We start from the raw sequence: 17705 nt of genomic DNA on the forward strand, positions 1-17705 counted from the left end.
CTACAACTCCCCCACCGTCGCGGAATCGAGCCGGTCGCCCCGCGTGGTGTCCTTCAGGTCCACCCCGGACCGCCCGAGCCGGCGCGCCCCGTCGACCAGCCCCGCGACGACGCACGCGGCCGCCGCATACCCCAGCCCTTCGGGTGGGTGGATGTTGGACACGCAGTTCCGTTCGGCGTCGGCACGACCGGGCCGCGGCTCGTGGGTCAGGTACACCCCGAGGCTGTCGGCGACCGACAGCCCGGGCCGCTCCCCGATCAGGACCAGCAGGGTGCGCACCCCCAGGGCGGCGCCGATGTGGTCGCCGAGCGCGACCCGCGCCGACGTCGCGATCACCGGCGTCGCCACGGACAGGTGCCGCGGCAGGGCCGCCACGATCGCCTCGAGCAGGGCGACGCCGTGCTCGGTCAGGGCCCGCGGCGAGAGCCCGTCGGCGAGGACCACCCCGACGTCGGCGCCGACGGCCGGGACCGCGGACAGGTCCGCGGGCACGCGGCCGAGATCCGGGCGGCGCAGGTACTCGCCCCGATCGCGCACGCGGCTCTCGACGACGACGGGCGCGCCGAGTCCGAGACGTTCGACGTCGGCGGCCAGGGCCGGCACGTCGAGGGGCTGGTGCACCGCATCGCGGGCCGCGGCGTGCGCGGCCCGGAACTCGAGCACCCGCGCGGTCGGGAGGCCGTCGCCGGCGCGGCCGAGCCCGATGCGGGCCTGCGTCGACGACCGCAGCGGCGCCCAGAAGTCACGGTCGACGGACTCGCTCATGCCGCACCTCCCGCGAGGGCGCGCAGCGGGGAGGCGGCCGCGTCCACCGGCAGGATGTGCCCGGCTCCGTCGACCATGCCGAGGCCGGCGAGCCACCGCTCGAACTCGGGAGCGGGACGCAGGCCGAGCGCGCGCCGCACGTACAGCGCGTCGTGGAACGACAGGCTCTGGTAGCCGAGCATGACGTCGTCGGCCCCGGGCACGGCGATGACGAACGCGGCGCCGGCAACCCCGAGCAGCGTCAGGAGGGTGTCCATGTCGTCCTGGTCGGCCTCGGCGTGGTTGGTGTAGCACACGTCCACACCCATGGGCAGGCCCAGCAACTTGCCGCAGAAGTGGTCCTCGAGGCCCGCCCGGACGATCTGCTTGCCGTCGTAGAGGTACTCCGGGCCGATGAAACCGACCACCGTGTTGATCAGCAGCGGGTCGAGCGCGCGGGCGACGGCGTACGCCCGGGTCTCGAGGGTCTGCTGATCCACCGGACGTCCGCCCGTGCCGAGATGCGCGCCGGCCGACAGCGCCGAACCCTGTCCCGTCTCGAGGTACATGATGTTGTCCCCGACGGTGCCGCGCCCCAGGGCGCGACCGGCCTCGTTCGCCTCGCGCAGCAGCGCGAGGTTCACCCCGAAGCCGGCGTTGGCGCCCTCGGTGCCGGCGATGGACTGGAACACCAGGTCCACCGGGGCGCCGGCCTCGATGAGGCCGAGGGTGGTCGTCACGTGGGAGAGCACGCAGGACTGCACCGGGATGTCGAAGCGCAGCCGCATCTCGTCGAGCAGGTGCAGCAGGTCGGCGGTGGCCCGGGGCGAATCCGTCGCCGGGTTGATGCCGATGACGGCGTCGCCGCACCCCATCAGCAGCCCGTCGAGGGTCGCGGCGGCGATGCCGCGCGGGTCGTCGGTGGGATGGTTGGGCTGCAGCCGGGTGCCGAGCCGGCCGGGAAGTCCCACGGTGGTGCGGAACGCCGACGTGACCTCGATCGCGCGGGCCACCGCGATCAGGTCCTGGTTGCGCATGAGCTTGCTGACGGCGGCGACCATCTCGGGCGTCAGGCCGGGTGACAGGGCGGCGAACGTCGCGGCCGCATCGGCCTTCGTGACGGTGTCGAGGAGCAGGTCGCGCAGTCCCCCGACCGTCAGGTGCTGCACGGCGCGGTAGGCGTCGCGGTCGTGGTCGTCGAGGATCAGCCGGGTGACCTCGTCGGTCTCGTAGGGCACCACCGGCTCGGCGAGGAACACGTCGAGCGGGACGTCGGCGAGCACCCACTGCGCGGCCGCGCGCTCGGCGTCGGATTCGGCCGCGCAGCCGGCGAGTTCGTCGCCGGAGCGGCGCGGGGTGGCCTTGGCGAGCAGGTCCACGAGGCCGTCGAAGGTGTAGGTGGTGCCGGCGAGGTGCTGGGTGTAGACGCTCACTTCAGCTCGGCCTCCGCCTCGGCGAGCGCGGCGAACTCCTCGTCGGGCGAGTTCGCCACCAGCCGGTGCCGGCTGTAGAGCCCGAAGTAGGCCATGAACGCGGCGAAGGCGCCGAGGGTCCACAGGGCGGCGATCGGGTCGACCAGGAAGGTGGCCACGACGGCAGCGGCCGCGACGACCAGCGCGAAGGAGGTGGTGACGACACCGCCGGGGGTGCGGTAGGGCCGCGGCATGTTCGGCTCGCGCCGCCGCAGCACGATGTGGCTGACCATCATCAGCACGTAGCTCACCGCGGCACCGAAGACGGCCATGTTCAGCAGCATCGCGCCCTCCCCCGTGAGCGACAGCGCGAACCCGATCACACCGGGGACGATCAGCGCCAGCACCGGCGCCTTGCGCTTGTTGGTCAGCGACAGGCTCGTCGGGAGGTAACCGGCGCGCGAGAGCGCGAACGTCTGCCGCGAGTACGCGTACATGATCGAGAAGAAGCTCGCGATCAGACCGGCGAGGCCGATGTAGTTGACCACCTTCGCGGCGCCGCTGTCGCCGAGGGCCTCGACGAGCGGGTTGCCGGAGGTGGACAGGGCCTCGGCGCCGAGCGCGCCGGTGGCCAGGAACAGCACGGTCGCACCGGTGACGAGCAGTACCAGCATGGACACGATGATGCCCTTGGGCACGTTCTTCTCCGGTTCGGTCGCCTCCTCCGCGGCGAGCGGCACCCCCTCGACGGCGAGGAAGAACCAGATCGCGAACGGCACGGCCGCCCAGATGCCGAACAGACCGAAGGGCAGGAACGACGACGCACCGGCGGCGGTCTCGTCGACGGCGATGTCGGTCAGATTGGCGGTGTCGAACAGCCCGACGGCCGAGACCGCGAACACCACGAGCCCGACGAGTGCGATCGCGGTGATCACGAACATCGCCTTGAGGGCTTCGCCCGCGCCGGTGAGGTGGATGCCGATGAACACCGCGTACACGGCGAGGTAGATCCACCACCCGTCGGTGATGCCGAACAGGTTCAGCGACTCGACGTACCCGCCGATGAACGTGGCGATCGCCGCCGGGGCGATCGAGTACTCGATGAGAATTGCTGTGCCGGTGGCGAATCCACCCCAGGGTCCGAGTGCGCGACGGGCGAAGGTGTAGCCGCCGCCGGCGGCCGGCAGCGCGGAGGACAACTCCGCCATGCCGAGCACCATCGCGAAGTACATGGCCGCGATGATCACCGAGGCGACGAGCAGTCCACCGAACCCGCCTTCGGCCAGGCCGTTGTTCCAGCCGGCGTAGTCACCCGAGATGACGTAGCTGACCCCCAGCCCCGCGAGCAGAATCCAGCCTGCCGAACCCTTTCTCAGACTTCGCTTTTCGAGATAGGCACGACTCTCGGCGTGGAAGTCCGCGCCGTCGTGGTGAGCCGCGGTTCCGGTCCGGGGCGGGTCGGTCAACGACATGATTCCTCTTCTCGACGGAGGATGGCGACGTGTCGAGCAGGCACGCCGAGGACACCGCGCGTACTCACGGTACGAGCGGTATGTACACACCGCGTCAGTACGCGGTCACGGAAGTGTTACGAGGAGCGACCCGGGGTCGTCGGCACCGGGCACGCATCGGCGGCCTCGGCCACGACGGTCGGCTCCGTGGCCGGATCCGGGCGGGCGCCGGCGGCCCACTGCTTGCCGAGCACGGGGGTGTCGCGGGCGAGAGCGTCGTTCTCCTGAGCGGTGAAGGCACGGCCGCGACTGAGGAACCGGAGCCCCTCGGGGGATTCGAGGCTGAACCCGGAGCCGCGGCCCGGCACCACGTCGAGGACGAGCCGGGTGTGCTTCCACGCCTCGAACTGGGATCCCGAGATCCACACCGGGACGGCGTCGGCGCCGCCGGGCAGGTCGTCTGCCGTCCGCCCCACCTCGAGACGCAGGTCCAGCACCCCCAGCAGCACGTCCAGGTCGCCGACGATGAAGTCGCCGTCCGGATAGCACATCGGCGCCGACCCGTCGCAGCAGCCGCCGGACTGGTGCATCATCAGCGGCCCGTGGCGCTCGGCGAGGCGGCGCAGGAGCGTGACCGCGTCGGCGGTGGCGACGAGGCGGAGCGGGACGGACATACGGTGCCTTCCGATTGTCGGCGGGGGTAGGGCGGAATGGGAACGGCGCCTGCCACGTCGCAGGGGGGTGACGTGACAGGCGCCGGGTCTGATCAGAAGAAGCCCTGGGCCTTCGGGGCGTAGGACACCAGGAGGTTCTTCGTCTGCTGGTAGTGATCGAGCATCATGTGGTGGTTCTCGCGCCCGATGCCGGACTGCTTGTAGCCGCCGAACGCCGCGTGCGCCGGGTACTGGTGGTAGGTGTTGGTCCACACCCGGCCGGCCTGGATCGCGCGACCGGCCCGGTAGGCGACCCCGCCGTCGCGGGACCAGACGCCGGCGCCGAGGCCGTAGAGGGTGTCGTTGGCGATGGAGATGGCGTCGTCGAAGTCCCGGAAGGAGGTCACCGAGACCACCGGTCCGAAGATCTCCTCCTGGAAGATGCGCATCTTGTTGTGGCCGCTGAACACCGTCGGCTGGACGTAGAAGCCGCCGGACAGGTCGCCGCCGAGGTCGGCGCGCTCGCCACCGGTGATCACCTGGGCGCCTTCGCTCTTGCCGATCTCGATGTAGGACAGGATCTTCTCGAGCTGGTCGTTCGACGCCTGCGCACCGATCATCGTGTCGGTGTCGAGCGGATTACCCTGGCGCACGGCCTTCGTGCGCACCGCGGCCAGCGACAGGAAGTCGTCGAAGATGTCCTGCTGGATCAGCGAGCGCGAGGGGCAGGTGCACACCTCGCCCTGGTTGAGGGCGAACATCGTGAAGCCCTCGAGCGCCTTGTCCTGGTAGTCGTCGTTGGCCGAGAGCACGTCGGAGAAGAAGATGTTCGGGCTCTTGCCGCCGAGCTCGAGGGTGACCGGGATCAGGTTCTGCGAGGCGTACTGCATGATCAGGCGGCCGGTGGTGGTCTCGCCGGTGAACGCGATCTTGCGGATCCGCGGGCTCGACGCCAGCGGCTTGCCGGCCTCGACGCCGAAGCCGTTGACGATGTTGACCACGCCCGGAGGCAGCAGGTCGCCGATCACGGAGATGAGGTGCAGGATCGAGGCGGGCGTCTGCTCGGCCGGCTTGAGGACGACGGCGTTGCCGGCGGCCAGGGCGGGGGCAAGCTTCCACACCGCCATCAGGATCGGGAAGTTCCACGGAATGATCTGGCCGACGACGCCGAGCGGCTCGTGGAAGTGGTAGGCGACGGTCTCGGAGTCGATCTCGGAGATCGAGCCCTCCTGCGCACGGATCGCGCCCGCGAAGTAGCGGAAGTGGTCGATCGCGAGCGGAATGTCGGCGTTGAGGGTCTCGCGGATCGGCTTGCCGTTGTCCCAGGTCTCGGCGAGGGCGATCGACTCGAGGTTCTCCTCGATACGGTCGGCGATCTTGTTGAGCAGGATGGACCGCTCGGCGACGGAGGTCTTGCCCCAGGCCGGCGCCGCGGCGTGGGCGGCGTCGAGGGCCAGCTCGATGTCCTCCTCGGTGGACCGGGCCACCTCGGTGAACGGCTGTCCCGTGACCGGGGTGACGTTCTCGAAGTACTGACCCTTCACAGGCGGTACCCACTGGCCGCCGATCCAGTTGTCGTAGCGGGACTGGAAGGACATCAGGGCGTCGGGCGAGCCGGGACGGGCGTACACGGTCATCGGTGTTCACTCCTCGGATGGTCTGACACACCCCATGCGGGGCGTGTGATCCGGAACACTACGAGCCGGTGGGTTGCAACTACGTTGCGTAGCTGCAACCTCAGATGCCGAGCTGGCGGTCCAGCAGCTCGATCCGGGCCCTGACCTGGGCGAACAGCGTCGAGTGCGGATCGAGGGTGGTCAGGTACGCCTCCCAGGCGGCGATGTCGTCGCGCCCGTGCACCGATGCCGTCCACCGCGCGAGCAACTGGGCGTCGCCGGCGCGGAGGAGCGCCGCCTGCACCCGGGCGCGCAGTTCGTCCCGGATCTCCTCGACGCCGGGCGCGACCGATCCGGGCAGCACCGGCCCGGCGTACAGGCGCACCGCCGTCGCCACGTCACCGCGGTCGAGCGCACCGCGGACCTCCGCGACGTCGGTGACGAGTTCGCCGAGGAGCCGGTACGGGCGAGAACCGAGCCCCTCGGATCCGAAAACCTTTCGCAGCCGCGACATCTCGGCACGAATGGTGACGGAGTCGAGCTCGGACTCGTCGAGCAGCACCGCAAGCCGGTCCGAGCTCAGACCCTCGGGATGCTCGGCGAGCAGCAGCAGGATCTCGGCGTGCCGCTGCGACAGCGGGATCCGCTCGCCGTCGCGGTGCAACGTGGGCCGTCCGGAACCGAACGTGTCGAGGCTCGTGCGAGCGGACGACAACAGCCGCGGCGAGCTGAGCAGGTGCAGCCGCAGTTCCGACTCGGCGGCGGCGACCGTGGCCCGCACGAGTTGCAGCACCTCCGGCGCGGCGACGCGCAGACCGCCGGTGATGTCGATGGCGCCGAGGATCCGGCCGGTGCTCGGGTCGTGCACCGGCGCGGCCGAGCAACTCCACTCGTGCACGGTGCGGTTGAAGTGCTCGGCGGCGACGATCTGGACCGAGTGGTCGACGGCGAGAGCGGTGCCGGGCGCGTTGGTGCCCACCCGCTCCTCACTCCAGTCGGCGCCCTCGACGAAGCTCATCGACAGCGCCCGGTCCCGGGCCGCATGGTCGCCTTCGACCCACAGCAACCGGCCCTGTTCGTCGCTGATCGCGACGAGCAGCCCGCTGTCGGCGGCGTCCTCCACCAGCAGCTTGCGCACGACGGGACGGATCAGCGCCATCGGATGCCCGGCCCGGTACCGCTCGAGGTCCAGGCCGGTGAGCAGGCTCGGCTGTTCGACGGCGTCGGGACTGATCCCGTTGCGGCGGCTGCGCAGCCAGGATTCGCGGACCACCGACCGCACGGAGGCCGGCACGACCGACGTGTCGGCCGCGTCGAGGAACGAACTGTGCGCCGACGACACCCGTTGCGCCAGCTGCGACGGATCGTCACCGGGCCGCAGCGCCACCCACGGGTTGGCCGAGCCGGATCGTTCGTCGGTCATGCGGTGCTGCTCATCTGCCGGTTCCTCCTCCGGACAACTGTAACCCGAGTCACAAGCCCGCCCCCGTGCCCACCCGCTCCGCCAGCATCACCGCCGTCGCGTGCGGGCCGCGGCCGGGCACCTGCGGGAACACGGACGTGTCCACGACGCTCAGTCCCTCGGTGGCGTGCACCCGGCACCGGTCGTCGACGACCGCCGCCTCGTCGGTGCCCATCCGGCAGCTCCCGGACAGGTGCAGCGACGTCCCGAGGTGTTGTTCGAGCCAGGCGTCGCCGGGGTCGAACGCGTCGGGATCGACCCCGGTCCGGTCCACGACGTCCGGCATCGCCGCGAGCAGATGCGCGGCGCGCGCGACCCCGTCGCGCAGGTCGGCACGGTCGCCCGGGTCCTCGAGGTAGCGGTAGTCCAGCAGCGGCGGCCGCGTCGGATCGGCCGGGTCGAGGCGGATCGTGCCGCGGCTGCGGGGACGGGTGAGCACCACACCCAGAACGGGGTCCGCGACGCCGCTTCCGGGGACGGACGCGGCGAACGGTGCGGTGTAGGGGCGCATCTCGAGATTGCCGGTGTGCAGGACGACCTGCAGGACCGGGGCCGGTCCGGGTTGCGGGGCGCGGTACCGGTAGGGGACGGCGATCTCCGGGTGGTCGGTGAAGCCCGTCCCGACCCCGGGGAGCTCGATCCGCGGGGTGACGCCCAGGCGGGTCAGCTCGGCGCCGGCGCCGATGCCGGAGAGCATGAGCAGCTGCGGGGAGCCGATCGCACCGGCGGCGAGCACGACGTGGCCGGCGCCGACGGTCTCGCCGTCCTCGGTCTCGACGCCGACCGCGCGCGACCCCGAGAGCACGACCCGGCGCACGCGGGTTCCCGTGCGCACGGTCAGGTTCGGCCGGGTCAGTGCGGGCAGCAGGTACGCGTGGGCCGGACCGACGCGCATCCCGTCGCGGATGTTGAGCGGGACGGGGCCCACCCCGTCCGGTCCGGGCGCGTTGAGGTCGGCGATCCGGCGATGTCCGGCGGCGAGGGCCGCGTCGTGGAATGCGGCACCGACCGGGTGCAGCCGCTCCCACGGCGTACGGGCGACGGGCACGGGACCGGACGTCCCGTGCCAGCGACGGTGCACACCCGTCCCGGCGTCGGCATCGGTCTCGGTGGCGCGGAAATGCGGCAGCACCCGATCGAACGACCAGGACGGCGGCCAGGCCTCGAAGTCGTCCGGGCGGGCCCGCACGAAGTACGCCCCGTTGACCGCGCCGGAGCCGCCCAGCAGCCGGCCGCGGGCGACGACGGACGGGCGACGTCGGGTCAGCCGGACCGGGTAGGCGCAGGTCCACGGGCTGTCCGGACCGACCGGCAGGACGGTCGCGTCGAGCACCGCGGACGGGGTGTCCGCGATGGAGCGGTAGCCGGGGCCGGCCTCGAGCAGCAGGACCGTCCGGTCGGGATCCTCGCTGAGCCGGGCGGCCAGCACGCAGCCGCAACTGCCACCCCCCACGACGACGACGTCGGCGTGCGCCGGCGCGGCCACGGGCGCGACTACCCCGCTCAACCCTGGATGCGGGGCGCGAGCGCCGCCGCATCCCGGGCGACGACCGCACCCCACCACAGTCCGGCGCCGTAGGCGATGTCGTCGAGACGCTTGTAGAACACGTAGCGCAGGGGGTCGAGGCCGCCGTCCTCGCGGTGGCCGTACCAGTCCCACAGCCCCTCGGCGACGGCGAAGCCGAGGACCGCGCGACGCACTCTCGGCGAGACCACGGCGGCGACGAACGTGATCGGCCAGTAGTGCCGGCACAGCGCGGAGGCGACCTGCCACAGTCCGCCGGCGAAGCTCTGCGCGGTGAGCACCGCCGCGATCCGGGTCGGCTGGTCGAGTTCGGCGAACATCCGGCGCAGCCGGAGCATCGTCACCGACAGCGACGCGACCGCGCCGACCGCCCCGAGGCGGGTGCGGCTCGCGGCGGCCACGCACGCGAACAGCATCGACCCGGACATCGACATCGTCGGTACCGAACCGCGGTGGCGGCTCGCGAGCGGTGCCGCACCGGTGCCGTAGAAGGCCTTGCGGGTGAACCACTTCCGGAACCCCACGCGGTGATCGTGCGCCACGTGCGCGACGGGTTCGTAGCGCAGCCGCCAGCCGGCCTCCTGCAGCCGCCAGCACAGGTCGACGTCCTCGGCGACGTGCATGGTCTCGTCGAATCCGCCGGTCGCGGTGAGCACGTCGCGACGGACGATGATCGCGGCGCTCGGCACGTACGCGACCGGGCTGCCGGACTTGACGGCGGCCTCGCGGCGGCCGAGATCGAGCGACGAGCGCGCGTGTTCGTAGCGTCCCAGGGCGCCCCTGTCGGGTTCGAGCGCGACGACGCGCGGCGCGACGAGCGCCACCGCCGGGTCGGAGAAGTGCCCGAGCATCACCTCGAGCCAGCCCTTGCGCGGCACCACGTCCGAGTCGAGGAAGGCGACGAACGGCGTCGTGGCGGCGCGCAGGCCGGTGTTGCGGGCCGCGGCCGGGCCGCGGGACCGCTCGTGCCGCAGCACCCGGAGCGAGTCCCTGGCCGGGGCGGACAACGGAACGTCCGAGCCGTCGTCGACGACGATCACCGTCAGGCCCTCGACGGCGGCCAGCAGGCGCTCGAGCCCGGCCGGGTTGTTCTTCACGGGAATCACGACGGTGACGTCGGAGGTGGCGGGCAACGCGGTGGGACGGGGGTTTCCGACGCCGGAGTCGAGCAGGCGTCGCGCCACGACGGCGGTCTGCGAGTCGACGACCTTCACGTAGCCGTCACCGATCATCGCCGCGGCCGCGGGGGCGAGCTTGAGCATGCGCGTGGGTGAACCGCCGATGAGCACGCGACCGTCGGAGTAGGCGCGCACCCGCGGATCGATACGGACGCCGAATCCGTCGGGCAGTCGGGCCGTGCTCGTCAACGGAGTCTTCCTTTCGCATCCGGCTCCCACCGGGTCGTCTGTGCCGCCGCTCGATCGACGATGTCGGCGAACCATCGTGCCCCCTGCGCTGCGCTCGCGGGCGTCGGATCCCCCAGCACGCCGTTCGCGGACACGGCGACGATACCGCCCGTGCGCATTCGTGGCATCAGGTCGGCGAGGGTGCCGGTGTTTCCCTTCTCGGCGCGGGCGGTGTCCACCACGTGCGGATCCAGATGCAGCAGCAGGCTGGTTTCGGTGACGCCGGCATGGGCGTCGCCGCCGGGCACGGCGAACGGCAGCCACGCCGCGTCGCGGCCCTCGTACCGGAGCCGGGACACCGCTCTGGTCAGTGCGGGCACGTTGCCGCCGTGCCAGTTGACGAACAGCAGGCGCGCGGCCCACCGGCACACCGAACGTCCGTATTCGACGAAGACGGTCTCCATCGCGTCGGCGCCGAGCGAGACGGTGCCGGGGAAGCCCTCGTGCTCGCCGCTGGCCCCGTACTCGAGGGCCGGCGCGACGAGCACACCCGGCAGGGCTGCCGTCAGCGCCCGGGCGATCCGGGTGTCGGTGTCGAGCGGAAGATGCGGCCCGTGCTGTTCGAGCGCGCCGACGGGAACCGCGACCGTCGCGCGGCCCGGTTCGATGTCGGGCCAGTAGGCGGTGGCGAGGTCGCGGGTCACCGGTCCGATGGTAGGGGTGTGCCCTTCGGGTCGCCGTCGGCAGTGGCGAGTGCATGCTCGACCCGAGCCGGCACCCGCTGCCGGTGGACGCGCTGAGCAGCGCGTTCGTCCGGCCGGCGCGACGGTCCCCGTGGACGCGGAGCACGGTGCCGCGACGAGTTCTCGCCCGTTCGGCGGTCGGTACGGACAGAATCGAGACGCCGCGAGCGGAAGGTGAGCCATGAGCAAGCTGCTGTACTCGGCCACGATGTCGATCGACGGATTCATCGCCGGCCCCGGCGACGACATGTCGTGGCTGGTGCCGTACCTGGGGCCGGATCCGGCGATCGACGAACTCGTCGGCGAGATCGGTGCGCTCCTCGTCGGCAACCGCACCTTCCGCGGCGACGACCCGCACAAGGGCACACCCACCGAGGGCGAGGCGTTCGGTGGCGGCTGGAGCGGACCGCAGTTCGTGCTCACCCACCGCCCGCCGGCCGAGCCGGTTCCGGGGGTGACGTTCGTCGGCGACCCGCTCGCGCTGGAACGTCTCGGCACCACCCAGGGCCCCGTGGCGACGGACATCCGGCTGCGGGTCGTGCGGTGAGATTGCTATTCGCCGTCGCCGGAACTCTCGTCCCCGGCCGGCGGCGGGAGCCGGACGACGGCGACGAGGCCGTGATGATCGGAGCCGGGGAGCTCGATCCGGTCGAGGGAGATCGCCGTGGCGCCCCGGGTGAGGATGTGATCGATCCCGACGACGGCCGGATAGCGGCGGTCCGCCGGATACGTCGGCACGAGCCCGCCGCCGACCCGGTCCGCGGCGTGCACGTACCCGGAGTCGAGGAGGTCGCGGAAGCGGGTGTGCGAGTACGTCGCGTTGAAGTCCCCGCTGACCACGACCGGGGCCGGGCCGGTCACCGACTCGAGTTCCTCGTCCAGGCGTTCGAGCTCGGCCGCCCACGCCGGAGCCGGTGTCAGGTACGGGGGCGCGGGATGCACGGCGTACAGGATCAGCGGCCGCCCGGGGCCGGTGTCCAGGGTCGCGGCCAGGTTCGTCGGCCCGAACCCGTCGAGCGTGCGGCCGGCCGAGACGGGGAACCGGCTGTAGATCCCGGCGCCCGCACCGCCGGTCGGCGTCGGGGCCAGGAAGCGGTGCGGAAGCAGGTCGTCGAGTCCCGCGACCCGCAGCGCGGCCACCGCGTCCTCGGTCAGTTCCTGCACGGTCAGGACGTCGACCCGCCGCTCGCGCACCGTCCGGACCAGCGCATCCGGGTCGGCCTGCCCGACCATCAGATTGGCCTGCATCACGTGGATCGTGGGACCGGAAGTCGAGGCCGGCCGGTCGTCCCGGACACCCGGTACGTACAACGGTCCCAGGGTCCAGGCTCCGGCGGCGACGACCGCGAGCGCCGAGGCCAGCAGAACCGGGCGCCGGGCGAGGGCGGCAACGACCGCACCCGCCACCGTCCCGAGCAGCAGGTACGGGCCGAGCGACGCCCAGGCGATCACGGCGTTGCTCGCCACGTCCGTCGCGGAGGCCACCAGCGCGGTGAGCCCGAGCACCGTCGCGGCGATCGAGACGAGGGCGGCGAGCCGTCGCGGCACGCTCATGAATGCCTCCTCACCCCGGCTGCATGCCTCCGCGCGACACCCGGCGCGGCCGTAGTCCGGAACGAACCGGCGGCTCCTGTCGATCCGACCCGGTTCCGTTCGTCGTCATGTCGTACGGCAACCCTGCCGGGCAGGACACCCACCCTACGAGAAGGGCTCGATATGAAGTACATGATGCTGATCAACGCCGCATCGGCCGAGGCCGGCGACCAGTGCACCGTCGAGGAGTGGATGGTCTTCGACAAGGAGATCCAGGAGGCGGGAGTCGTCGTCGCCTCGGAATCGCTCGCCGACCTGACCACCGCCACGACCGTGCGGGTCGGTCCCGACGGGGCGCGATCCGTCACCACGGACGGGCCGTTCGCCGAGACGCGCGAGGTTCTCGGCGGCTTCTACGTCGTCGACGTGCCCGACCTCGACGTCGCGCTGGACTGGGCGGCCCGCTGCCCCGGAGCGCGCGGCGGTGGATCCGTGGTGGTGCGGCCGATCGCCGACTTCGGGCAGTGACCGCGACGGACGGGCCGGGCGCCGGCGCGCGGGTCGACGCAGCCGTCGAAGCGGTGTTCCGGGAGGAGCGGGGGCGGTTGCTCGCCGCCCTCGTGCACCGCTTCGGCGACCTCGACCTGGCCGAGGACGTGGCCGGCGAGGCGATCGAAGCGGCGCTGGTGCACTGGCCCGTCCGGGGCGTGCCGGTCAAGCCGGGGGCCTGGTTGCTGACGACGGCGCGGCGCAAGGCCGTCGACCGGCTCCGGCGGGATCAGGCCTACGCCGCCCGGCTGGCCGTCCTGCAGGTGGATTCGGATCGGGCGGACCACTCTCCCACCCCCGTGGCCGGCAGCGACGTGCCCGACGAGCGCCTGCAGCTGTACTTCACCTGCGCTCACCCGGCGCTGGCGACCGAGGACCGGGTGGCGCTGACCCTGCGGTGCCTGGCCGGGCTCGGGACGCCCGAGGTGGCGCGGGCCTTCCTGGTCCCCACCGCGACGATGGCGCAGCGGATCGTGCGGGCGAAGAAGAAGATCCGGCAGGCCCGCATTCCGTTCCGGATGCCCGAGCGGGACGAACTGCCGGAGCGGTTGCCGGGTGTACTGCAGGTGCTGTACTCGATCTTCACCGAGGGATACGCCGCGAGTTCCGGGCCGGACCTGCAGCGTCCGGACCTCGCCGACGAGGCTCTCCGGCTGGCCCGGATCCTGCACCGGTTGCTGCCCGGTGAGCGGGAGGTGACCGGGCTGCTCGCCCTGATGCTGCTGACCCACGCGCGCCGCGACGCCCGGACCGGGCCGGAGGGCGCGGTGGTTCTGCTCGCGGACCAGGACCGTGCACGCTGGGACGGCGCTCTCGTCGCCGAGGGCACCGCTCTCGTGCCCGTGGCGCTGACCGGTGGCCCGCCGGGCCCGTACGGCGTGCAGGCCGCGATCGCCGCGCTGCACGACGAGGCCGCCGACGTCGCCTCCACCGACTGGCCGCAGATCGTCGCGCTCTACGACGTCCTGACCACCCTGGCGCCCTCGCCGGTCGTCGCGGTCAACCGCGCCGCGGCGGTGGCGATGCGGGACGGTCCGGAGGCCGGTCTGGTGCTGCTCGACGCCCTCGCGGACGAGCCCCGGCTGCGCGGCTACCACCCGTATCTCACGGCCCGCGGGGAGCTGCTGCGCCGGCTCGGCCGCGACGACGAGGCCGCCGTCGCCTACCGGCGGGCACTCGAGCTGGCCGGAACCGAACCCGAACGCGCGCACCTGCGCCGTCGTCTGGAGGAGACGGGCCGGTCGTGACCGGGATCGATTCGGGGTGTCGTCGCCGCATCGGCCGAGCGGCCGCACCCGTCTTTCGGCACCCGGATCAGTCGCCGAAGCCGCTGCGGGAGGCCCAGCCCGACGCGGCGAACGACCGTCGCAGGGCGGCGCGCAGGTCTGCCGCTCCGGCGAGTTCCGTCATCACGGACCGATATTCGTGCGGTCGGCGGCCCACGAGTGCCGCGAAGCCGGCGCACTCGCGCAGCAGTGTGCCGAACAGCGCCTCCTGGGTCTGCAGCGGTATCGGCGACCCACCGGGCGGCGCGAGGGTGCCCCACTTCGAGACGTACACGTCGAAGCCCACCGGCCGCGCTCCCCCGTCGATCGCGAGAATGCACTCGTCCGCGGTCACGGCGCGGCGCGTGTAGTTCGGCTCCGTCGCGTCGAGGCACGCGAGCTGGTCCCGGTCCAGCAGCGACGCGAACACCGCGGTGCGGGCCCCCGGCCGGCGGAACGCGGTCGCCGCGACGTAACCGGCCACGCTGACGTGGGCGCTGTGCCCGACCGCCATGCCCGTCACCGTCGCGCGCAGGAACGGCACGGTGGGGTCGACGTGCCCGGCCGTCAACTTGCGCGCCACCACCGCGGGACAGGCGTTGGACCCCACGGCGACGACGAGACGCCGGTCCCGGACGCCGTCGACGCCGGCCGCCCGGAGCGCGCCGTCGACGGTCCGGCTGGTACCGGCGAGCCGCAGGGTGCTCGCACCGAAGTCGGCGCGAGCACGTGCGCGGTGGTAGCCGTCGCGGGTGAGCAGGCCCGTCCCCGGCGCGGCGGGTCCGGGGTAGAGCCACGGAGCGGCCACGAAGTCCACTCCGTCGGCGACGGTACTCATGCTCCCAGTATTCCGCGCGCTAGCCTGCGGGCGTGCACATCGAACCGCGTTCCCTCGACGACGCCGCGGTGCACTCGCTCGTCGACGAGGTGCAACTCGAATACGTCCGCCGGTACGGCGGTCCCGACCACACGCTGCTGCACCCGCAGGAGTTCGATCCACCCCACGGCATCTTCCTGCTCGCGTCGCTGGACGACGTCCCGGCCGGCATCGGCGGATGGCGGGCGCGGAACTCGGCGCACCCCGGACTGCGCGACGGCGACGCCGAGATCAAGCGCATGTACGTGCGCGCGGGTCTGCGCCGACGAGGCGTGGCGCGGCGGATCCTGGCCGAGCTCGAGCGCACCGCCGCCGAGGCGGGCCGGCGCCGCATGGTGCTCGAGACCGGCACCGAGCAGCCCGAGGCGCTCGCGATGTACGCGGCGGCCGGGTACGTTCCGCTGGCCGAGCGGTTCGGTGAGTACGCCTGTTCGGACTCGTCGCTGTACTTCGCCAAGGACCTGCCGCCGCAGGACGCCGCGCACCGCATCCGCCCGGCCACCGCGGCGGACCTGCCGCTGCTGCAGGACATCGAACGTGCGGCCGGACGGGCGTTCACCGAGCTCGGCATGGACGCCGTCGCCGACGACGCGCCGCCCACGCTCGCGGAGCTGCGCGAGTACGTGACCGCCGGGCGCGTGTGGGTGGGTACCGACGGTGACGACCGCCCGGTGGCCTACCTACTCGCCGAGATCGTCGACGGCACCGCCCACGTCGCGCAGGTGTCGGTGCATCCCGAGCACGCGCGCCGCGGGCTCGGCCGGGTCCTGATCGATCACCTCGCGACCTGGGCACGCGTTCGGGCGCTGCCCGCGCTGACGCTGACCACCTTCGTCGACGTCCCCTGGAACGGGCCCTACTACCGGCGGCTCGGCTTCGAGTTCGTGCGCGACGACGACCTCGGTCCGGGCCTGCGCCGGATCCGTCGTGAGGAGGCCGCCCGCGGTCTGGATCGGTGGCCGCGGGCGGTGATGCGACGCGGACTGTGAACGGCGTCGAACGCCGTCACGGGTACTCCGGCACCGACGCCGACCAGAATCGCCGCACCAGATCCGTCGTCTCGGCGGGCGCCTCGAGCGGGACGAGGTACGCGGCGCCGTCCACGACGGCGCACGAGCCCTGCGGCACCAGGCGGCTCGCCGCGCGCGCCTGCTCCGGCGTCCACCCCTTGTGGTCGCTGCCGGTGACGAAGAGGGTCGGCACGGACAGCCCGGGCAGACGGTCGGTCAGATCGGGGCGGTGCAGCGAGATGGAGACGACCGCGTTGCGCAGTGCCGCCCGGTCGGCGCGGACGAGGCAGTCCCCGACGAGGGCGACCGCCTCCGGATCGCGTTTCCTCGTTGCGGCGGAGAGCAATACGTTCGTCACCCCCGAGCGGATGAAGCCGACGGGGCCGAGCATCCGGTGGGCGGCGAGGAGGAATACCGTGCGTGCGCGCTCCGTCCGGTTCAGCGCCTGGACGGGCGTCCCCAGCGTCACCAGCGTCCGGCAGCGCGGCGCCGCGTCGGTCGCGAAGACGATGCCGATGTGGCCGCCCCAGGCGTTGCCGATCCAGTCGACGGGTTCGTCGACGCCGAGTTCGTCGAGGATCGTTCCGGCCGCCGCGGCGCATTCGGCGAGGGTGTAGCGCCGGCCGGGATCATCGCTCGCCCCGTGCCCCGGGCCGGTGACGGACACGACCCGCCGTTCGGTTGCCAGCTCGTCTTCGACTCGGCCCCAGGATCTTTCGTCGACGAACAGGCTGTGCCACAGCACGGCGGTCGGACCCTGGCCCCGCACTCGCACGGCCAGCGAGCCCACTCCGGTCGAGATCTTCCGGGTCATCGCCCTCACCGCCTCCGGTTCCCGGTTGACATTGTCAAGTGCTATGGTCCTCCGCATGGTTGACAGTGTCAATGGGGGCCCGGGAGCCGGGCGGACGAGCCCGAGCCTCGACGAACGCCTGCTCCAGACCGCACTCGAGCAGTTGCGCGAGGAGCCCGCGGAACGGCTCAGCCTGCGCCGGGTGGCACAACAACTGGACGTGAGCCACCAGGCGCCCTACGTGCACTTCGGCACCAAGCGCCGGTTCCTCGCGGCGGTGGCCGGGACCGGACTCCGGCGGGCCGCGGCGACGGCCGCCGCCGCCGTCGAAGCCGCAGGCCCCGACCCCCTGCACCGGCTCCACGCCCTCGCCGGCGCCTACGTGCGCTTCGTGCGGGACAACCCGCACGTGCACGACCTGGCCTACGGGCCCACGGTCGACAAGGCCGACCACCCACGCCTGCAGCAGGCCGCGGCCGACTACTGGGAGCTGCTGCACGACACCGTCGCGGCCTGCCAACCCGCAGGCATCGACGAAGCCGACGTTCTGCGACGGTGCGCGGCCGCGTGGGGCACCGTCTACGGCATCGCCCGGTTGGCCGCACTGCACCAGATCCCGGCCTCGGTCCCCGCCGACAGGGACGCGCTGCTGCACGAGGCACTCGACATGCTCCATCGCGGATGGCAGGCCCGCGACTGAGTCCCCCGCCCGGCTCGGCAGCGACC

General features: G+C 72.5%; 17 protein-coding genes. 5 read left to right on the forward strand and 12 right to left on the reverse strand.

Going from position 1 to position 17705, the window contains the following annotated elements; all coding sequences use genetic code 11:
* The 9 genes from eutC to mftE form a co-directional block, all read right to left on the reverse strand.
* A complete protein-coding gene (gene eutC / locus F1734_RS19275; RefSeq protein WP_010591923.1) occupies nucleotides 1–765 on the reverse strand; it encodes an ethanolamine ammonia-lyase subunit EutC in 765 nt (254 codons plus the stop codon).
* Nucleotides 762–2177, reverse strand: a complete 1416-nt coding sequence (locus tag F1734_RS19280) for an ethanolamine ammonia-lyase subunit EutB (RefSeq protein ID WP_017679979.1) — start codon at nucleotides 2175–2177, stop codon at nucleotides 762–764. Before F1734_RS19280 ends, eutC begins: the two co-directional genes overlap by 4 nt.
* The gene (gene eat, locus F1734_RS19285; RefSeq protein ID WP_017679980.1) at nucleotides 2174–3628 is read right to left on the reverse strand and encodes an ethanolamine permease; all 1455 of its coding nucleotides are present in this window, start codon (nucleotides 3626–3628) and stop codon (nucleotides 2174–2176) included. The genes F1734_RS19280 and eat overlap by 4 nt, the downstream gene beginning before the upstream one ends.
* Nucleotides 3629–3744: 116 nt before the next feature.
* Nucleotides 3745–4281, reverse strand: coding sequence for a DUF779 domain-containing protein (locus tag F1734_RS19290; protein ID WP_040272208.1), 537 nt, complete (start codon nucleotides 4279–4281; stop codon nucleotides 3745–3747).
* Nucleotides 4282–4373: 92 nt separating this feature from the next.
* Nucleotides 4374–5897 carry an acetaldehyde dehydrogenase ExaC gene (exaC, locus tag F1734_RS19295; protein WP_040272206.1) on the reverse strand — a complete coding sequence of 508 codons (1524 nt, stop codon included), beginning with the start codon at nucleotides 5895–5897 and terminating at the stop codon, nucleotides 4374–4376.
* Nucleotides 5898–5997: 100 nt separating this feature from the next.
* Nucleotides 5998–7299 (reverse strand): helix-turn-helix domain-containing protein, encoded by a 1302-nt coding sequence (locus F1734_RS19300; RefSeq protein ID WP_010591929.1) that lies wholly within the window; start codon nucleotides 7297–7299, stop codon nucleotides 5998–6000.
* Between the two features lie 49 nt (nucleotides 7300–7348).
* Nucleotides 7349–8824: a mycofactocin dehydrogenase MftG gene (mftG, locus tag F1734_RS19305; RefSeq protein WP_102031331.1), complete on the reverse strand. Its 1476-nt coding sequence runs from the start codon at nucleotides 8822–8824 to the stop codon at nucleotides 7349–7351.
* A 17-nt stretch (nucleotides 8825–8841) separates the two neighbouring features.
* On the reverse strand, nucleotides 8842–10230 hold the full coding sequence (gene mftF, locus F1734_RS19310; protein WP_010591931.1) for a mycofactocin biosynthesis glycosyltransferase MftF: 1389 nt from the start codon (nucleotides 10228–10230) through the stop codon (nucleotides 8842–8844).
* Nucleotides 10227–10913: a mycofactocin biosynthesis peptidyl-dipeptidase MftE gene (mftE, locus tag F1734_RS19315; protein WP_010591932.1), complete on the reverse strand. Its 687-nt coding sequence runs from the start codon at nucleotides 10911–10913 to the stop codon at nucleotides 10227–10229. The genes mftF and mftE overlap by 4 nt, the downstream gene beginning before the upstream one ends.
* Nucleotides 10914–11133: 220 nt before the next feature.
* Here mftE and F1734_RS19320 point away from each other — a divergent pair, with 220 nt between their 5' ends.
* Entirely contained in the window at nucleotides 11134–11499 is a 366-nt protein-coding gene (locus F1734_RS19320; protein WP_010591933.1) for a dihydrofolate reductase family protein, read from the forward strand.
* Between the two features lie 5 nt (nucleotides 11500–11504).
* Here F1734_RS19320 and F1734_RS19325 read toward each other — a convergent pair whose 3' ends face one another.
* The gene (locus F1734_RS19325) at nucleotides 11505–12506 is read right to left on the reverse strand and encodes an endonuclease/exonuclease/phosphatase family protein (protein ID WP_010591934.1); all 1002 of its coding nucleotides are present in this window, start codon (nucleotides 12504–12506) and stop codon (nucleotides 11505–11507) included.
* 162 nt (nucleotides 12507–12668) lie between these two features.
* On the opposite strand from F1734_RS19325, the gene F1734_RS19330 reads away from it, so the two are divergent.
* Nucleotides 12669–13013, forward strand: a complete 345-nt coding sequence (locus F1734_RS19330) for a YciI family protein (RefSeq protein ID WP_010591935.1) — start codon at nucleotides 12669–12671, stop codon at nucleotides 13011–13013.
* Nucleotides 13010–14281 carry an RNA polymerase sigma factor gene (locus F1734_RS19335; protein ID WP_010591936.1) on the forward strand — a complete coding sequence of 424 codons (1272 nt, stop codon included), beginning with the start codon at nucleotides 13010–13012 and terminating at the stop codon, nucleotides 14279–14281. The genes F1734_RS19330 and F1734_RS19335 overlap by 4 nt, the downstream gene beginning before the upstream one ends.
* A gap of 67 nt (nucleotides 14282–14348) precedes the next feature.
* Here F1734_RS19335 and F1734_RS19340 read toward each other — a convergent pair whose 3' ends face one another.
* Nucleotides 14349–15137: a hypothetical protein gene (locus F1734_RS19340; protein ID WP_040272202.1), complete on the reverse strand. Its 789-nt coding sequence runs from the start codon at nucleotides 15135–15137 to the stop codon at nucleotides 14349–14351.
* 32 nt (nucleotides 15138–15169) lie between these two features.
* On the opposite strand from F1734_RS19340, the gene F1734_RS19345 reads away from it, so the two are divergent.
* Entirely contained in the window at nucleotides 15170–16165 is a 996-nt protein-coding gene (locus tag F1734_RS19345; RefSeq protein WP_017679985.1) for a GNAT family N-acetyltransferase, read from the forward strand.
* Nucleotides 16166–16181: 16 nt separating this feature from the next.
* On the opposite strand, the gene F1734_RS19350 is transcribed toward F1734_RS19345, so the two are convergent.
* Nucleotides 16182–17000: an alpha/beta fold hydrolase gene (locus F1734_RS19350; protein ID WP_010591939.1), complete on the reverse strand. Its 819-nt coding sequence runs from the start codon at nucleotides 16998–17000 to the stop codon at nucleotides 16182–16184.
* A 55-nt stretch (nucleotides 17001–17055) separates the two neighbouring features.
* Here F1734_RS19350 and F1734_RS19355 point away from each other — a divergent pair, with 55 nt between their 5' ends.
* Entirely contained in the window at nucleotides 17056–17679 is a 624-nt protein-coding gene (locus F1734_RS19355) for a TetR/AcrR family transcriptional regulator (RefSeq protein WP_225222521.1), read from the forward strand.
* Nucleotides 17680–17705 lie beyond the last annotated feature (26 nt).

It is taken from the genome of Rhodococcus ruber (assembly GCF_016804345.1).
GTDB classification, from domain to species: Bacteria; Actinomycetota; Actinomycetes; order Mycobacteriales; family Mycobacteriaceae; genus Rhodococcus; species Rhodococcus ruber.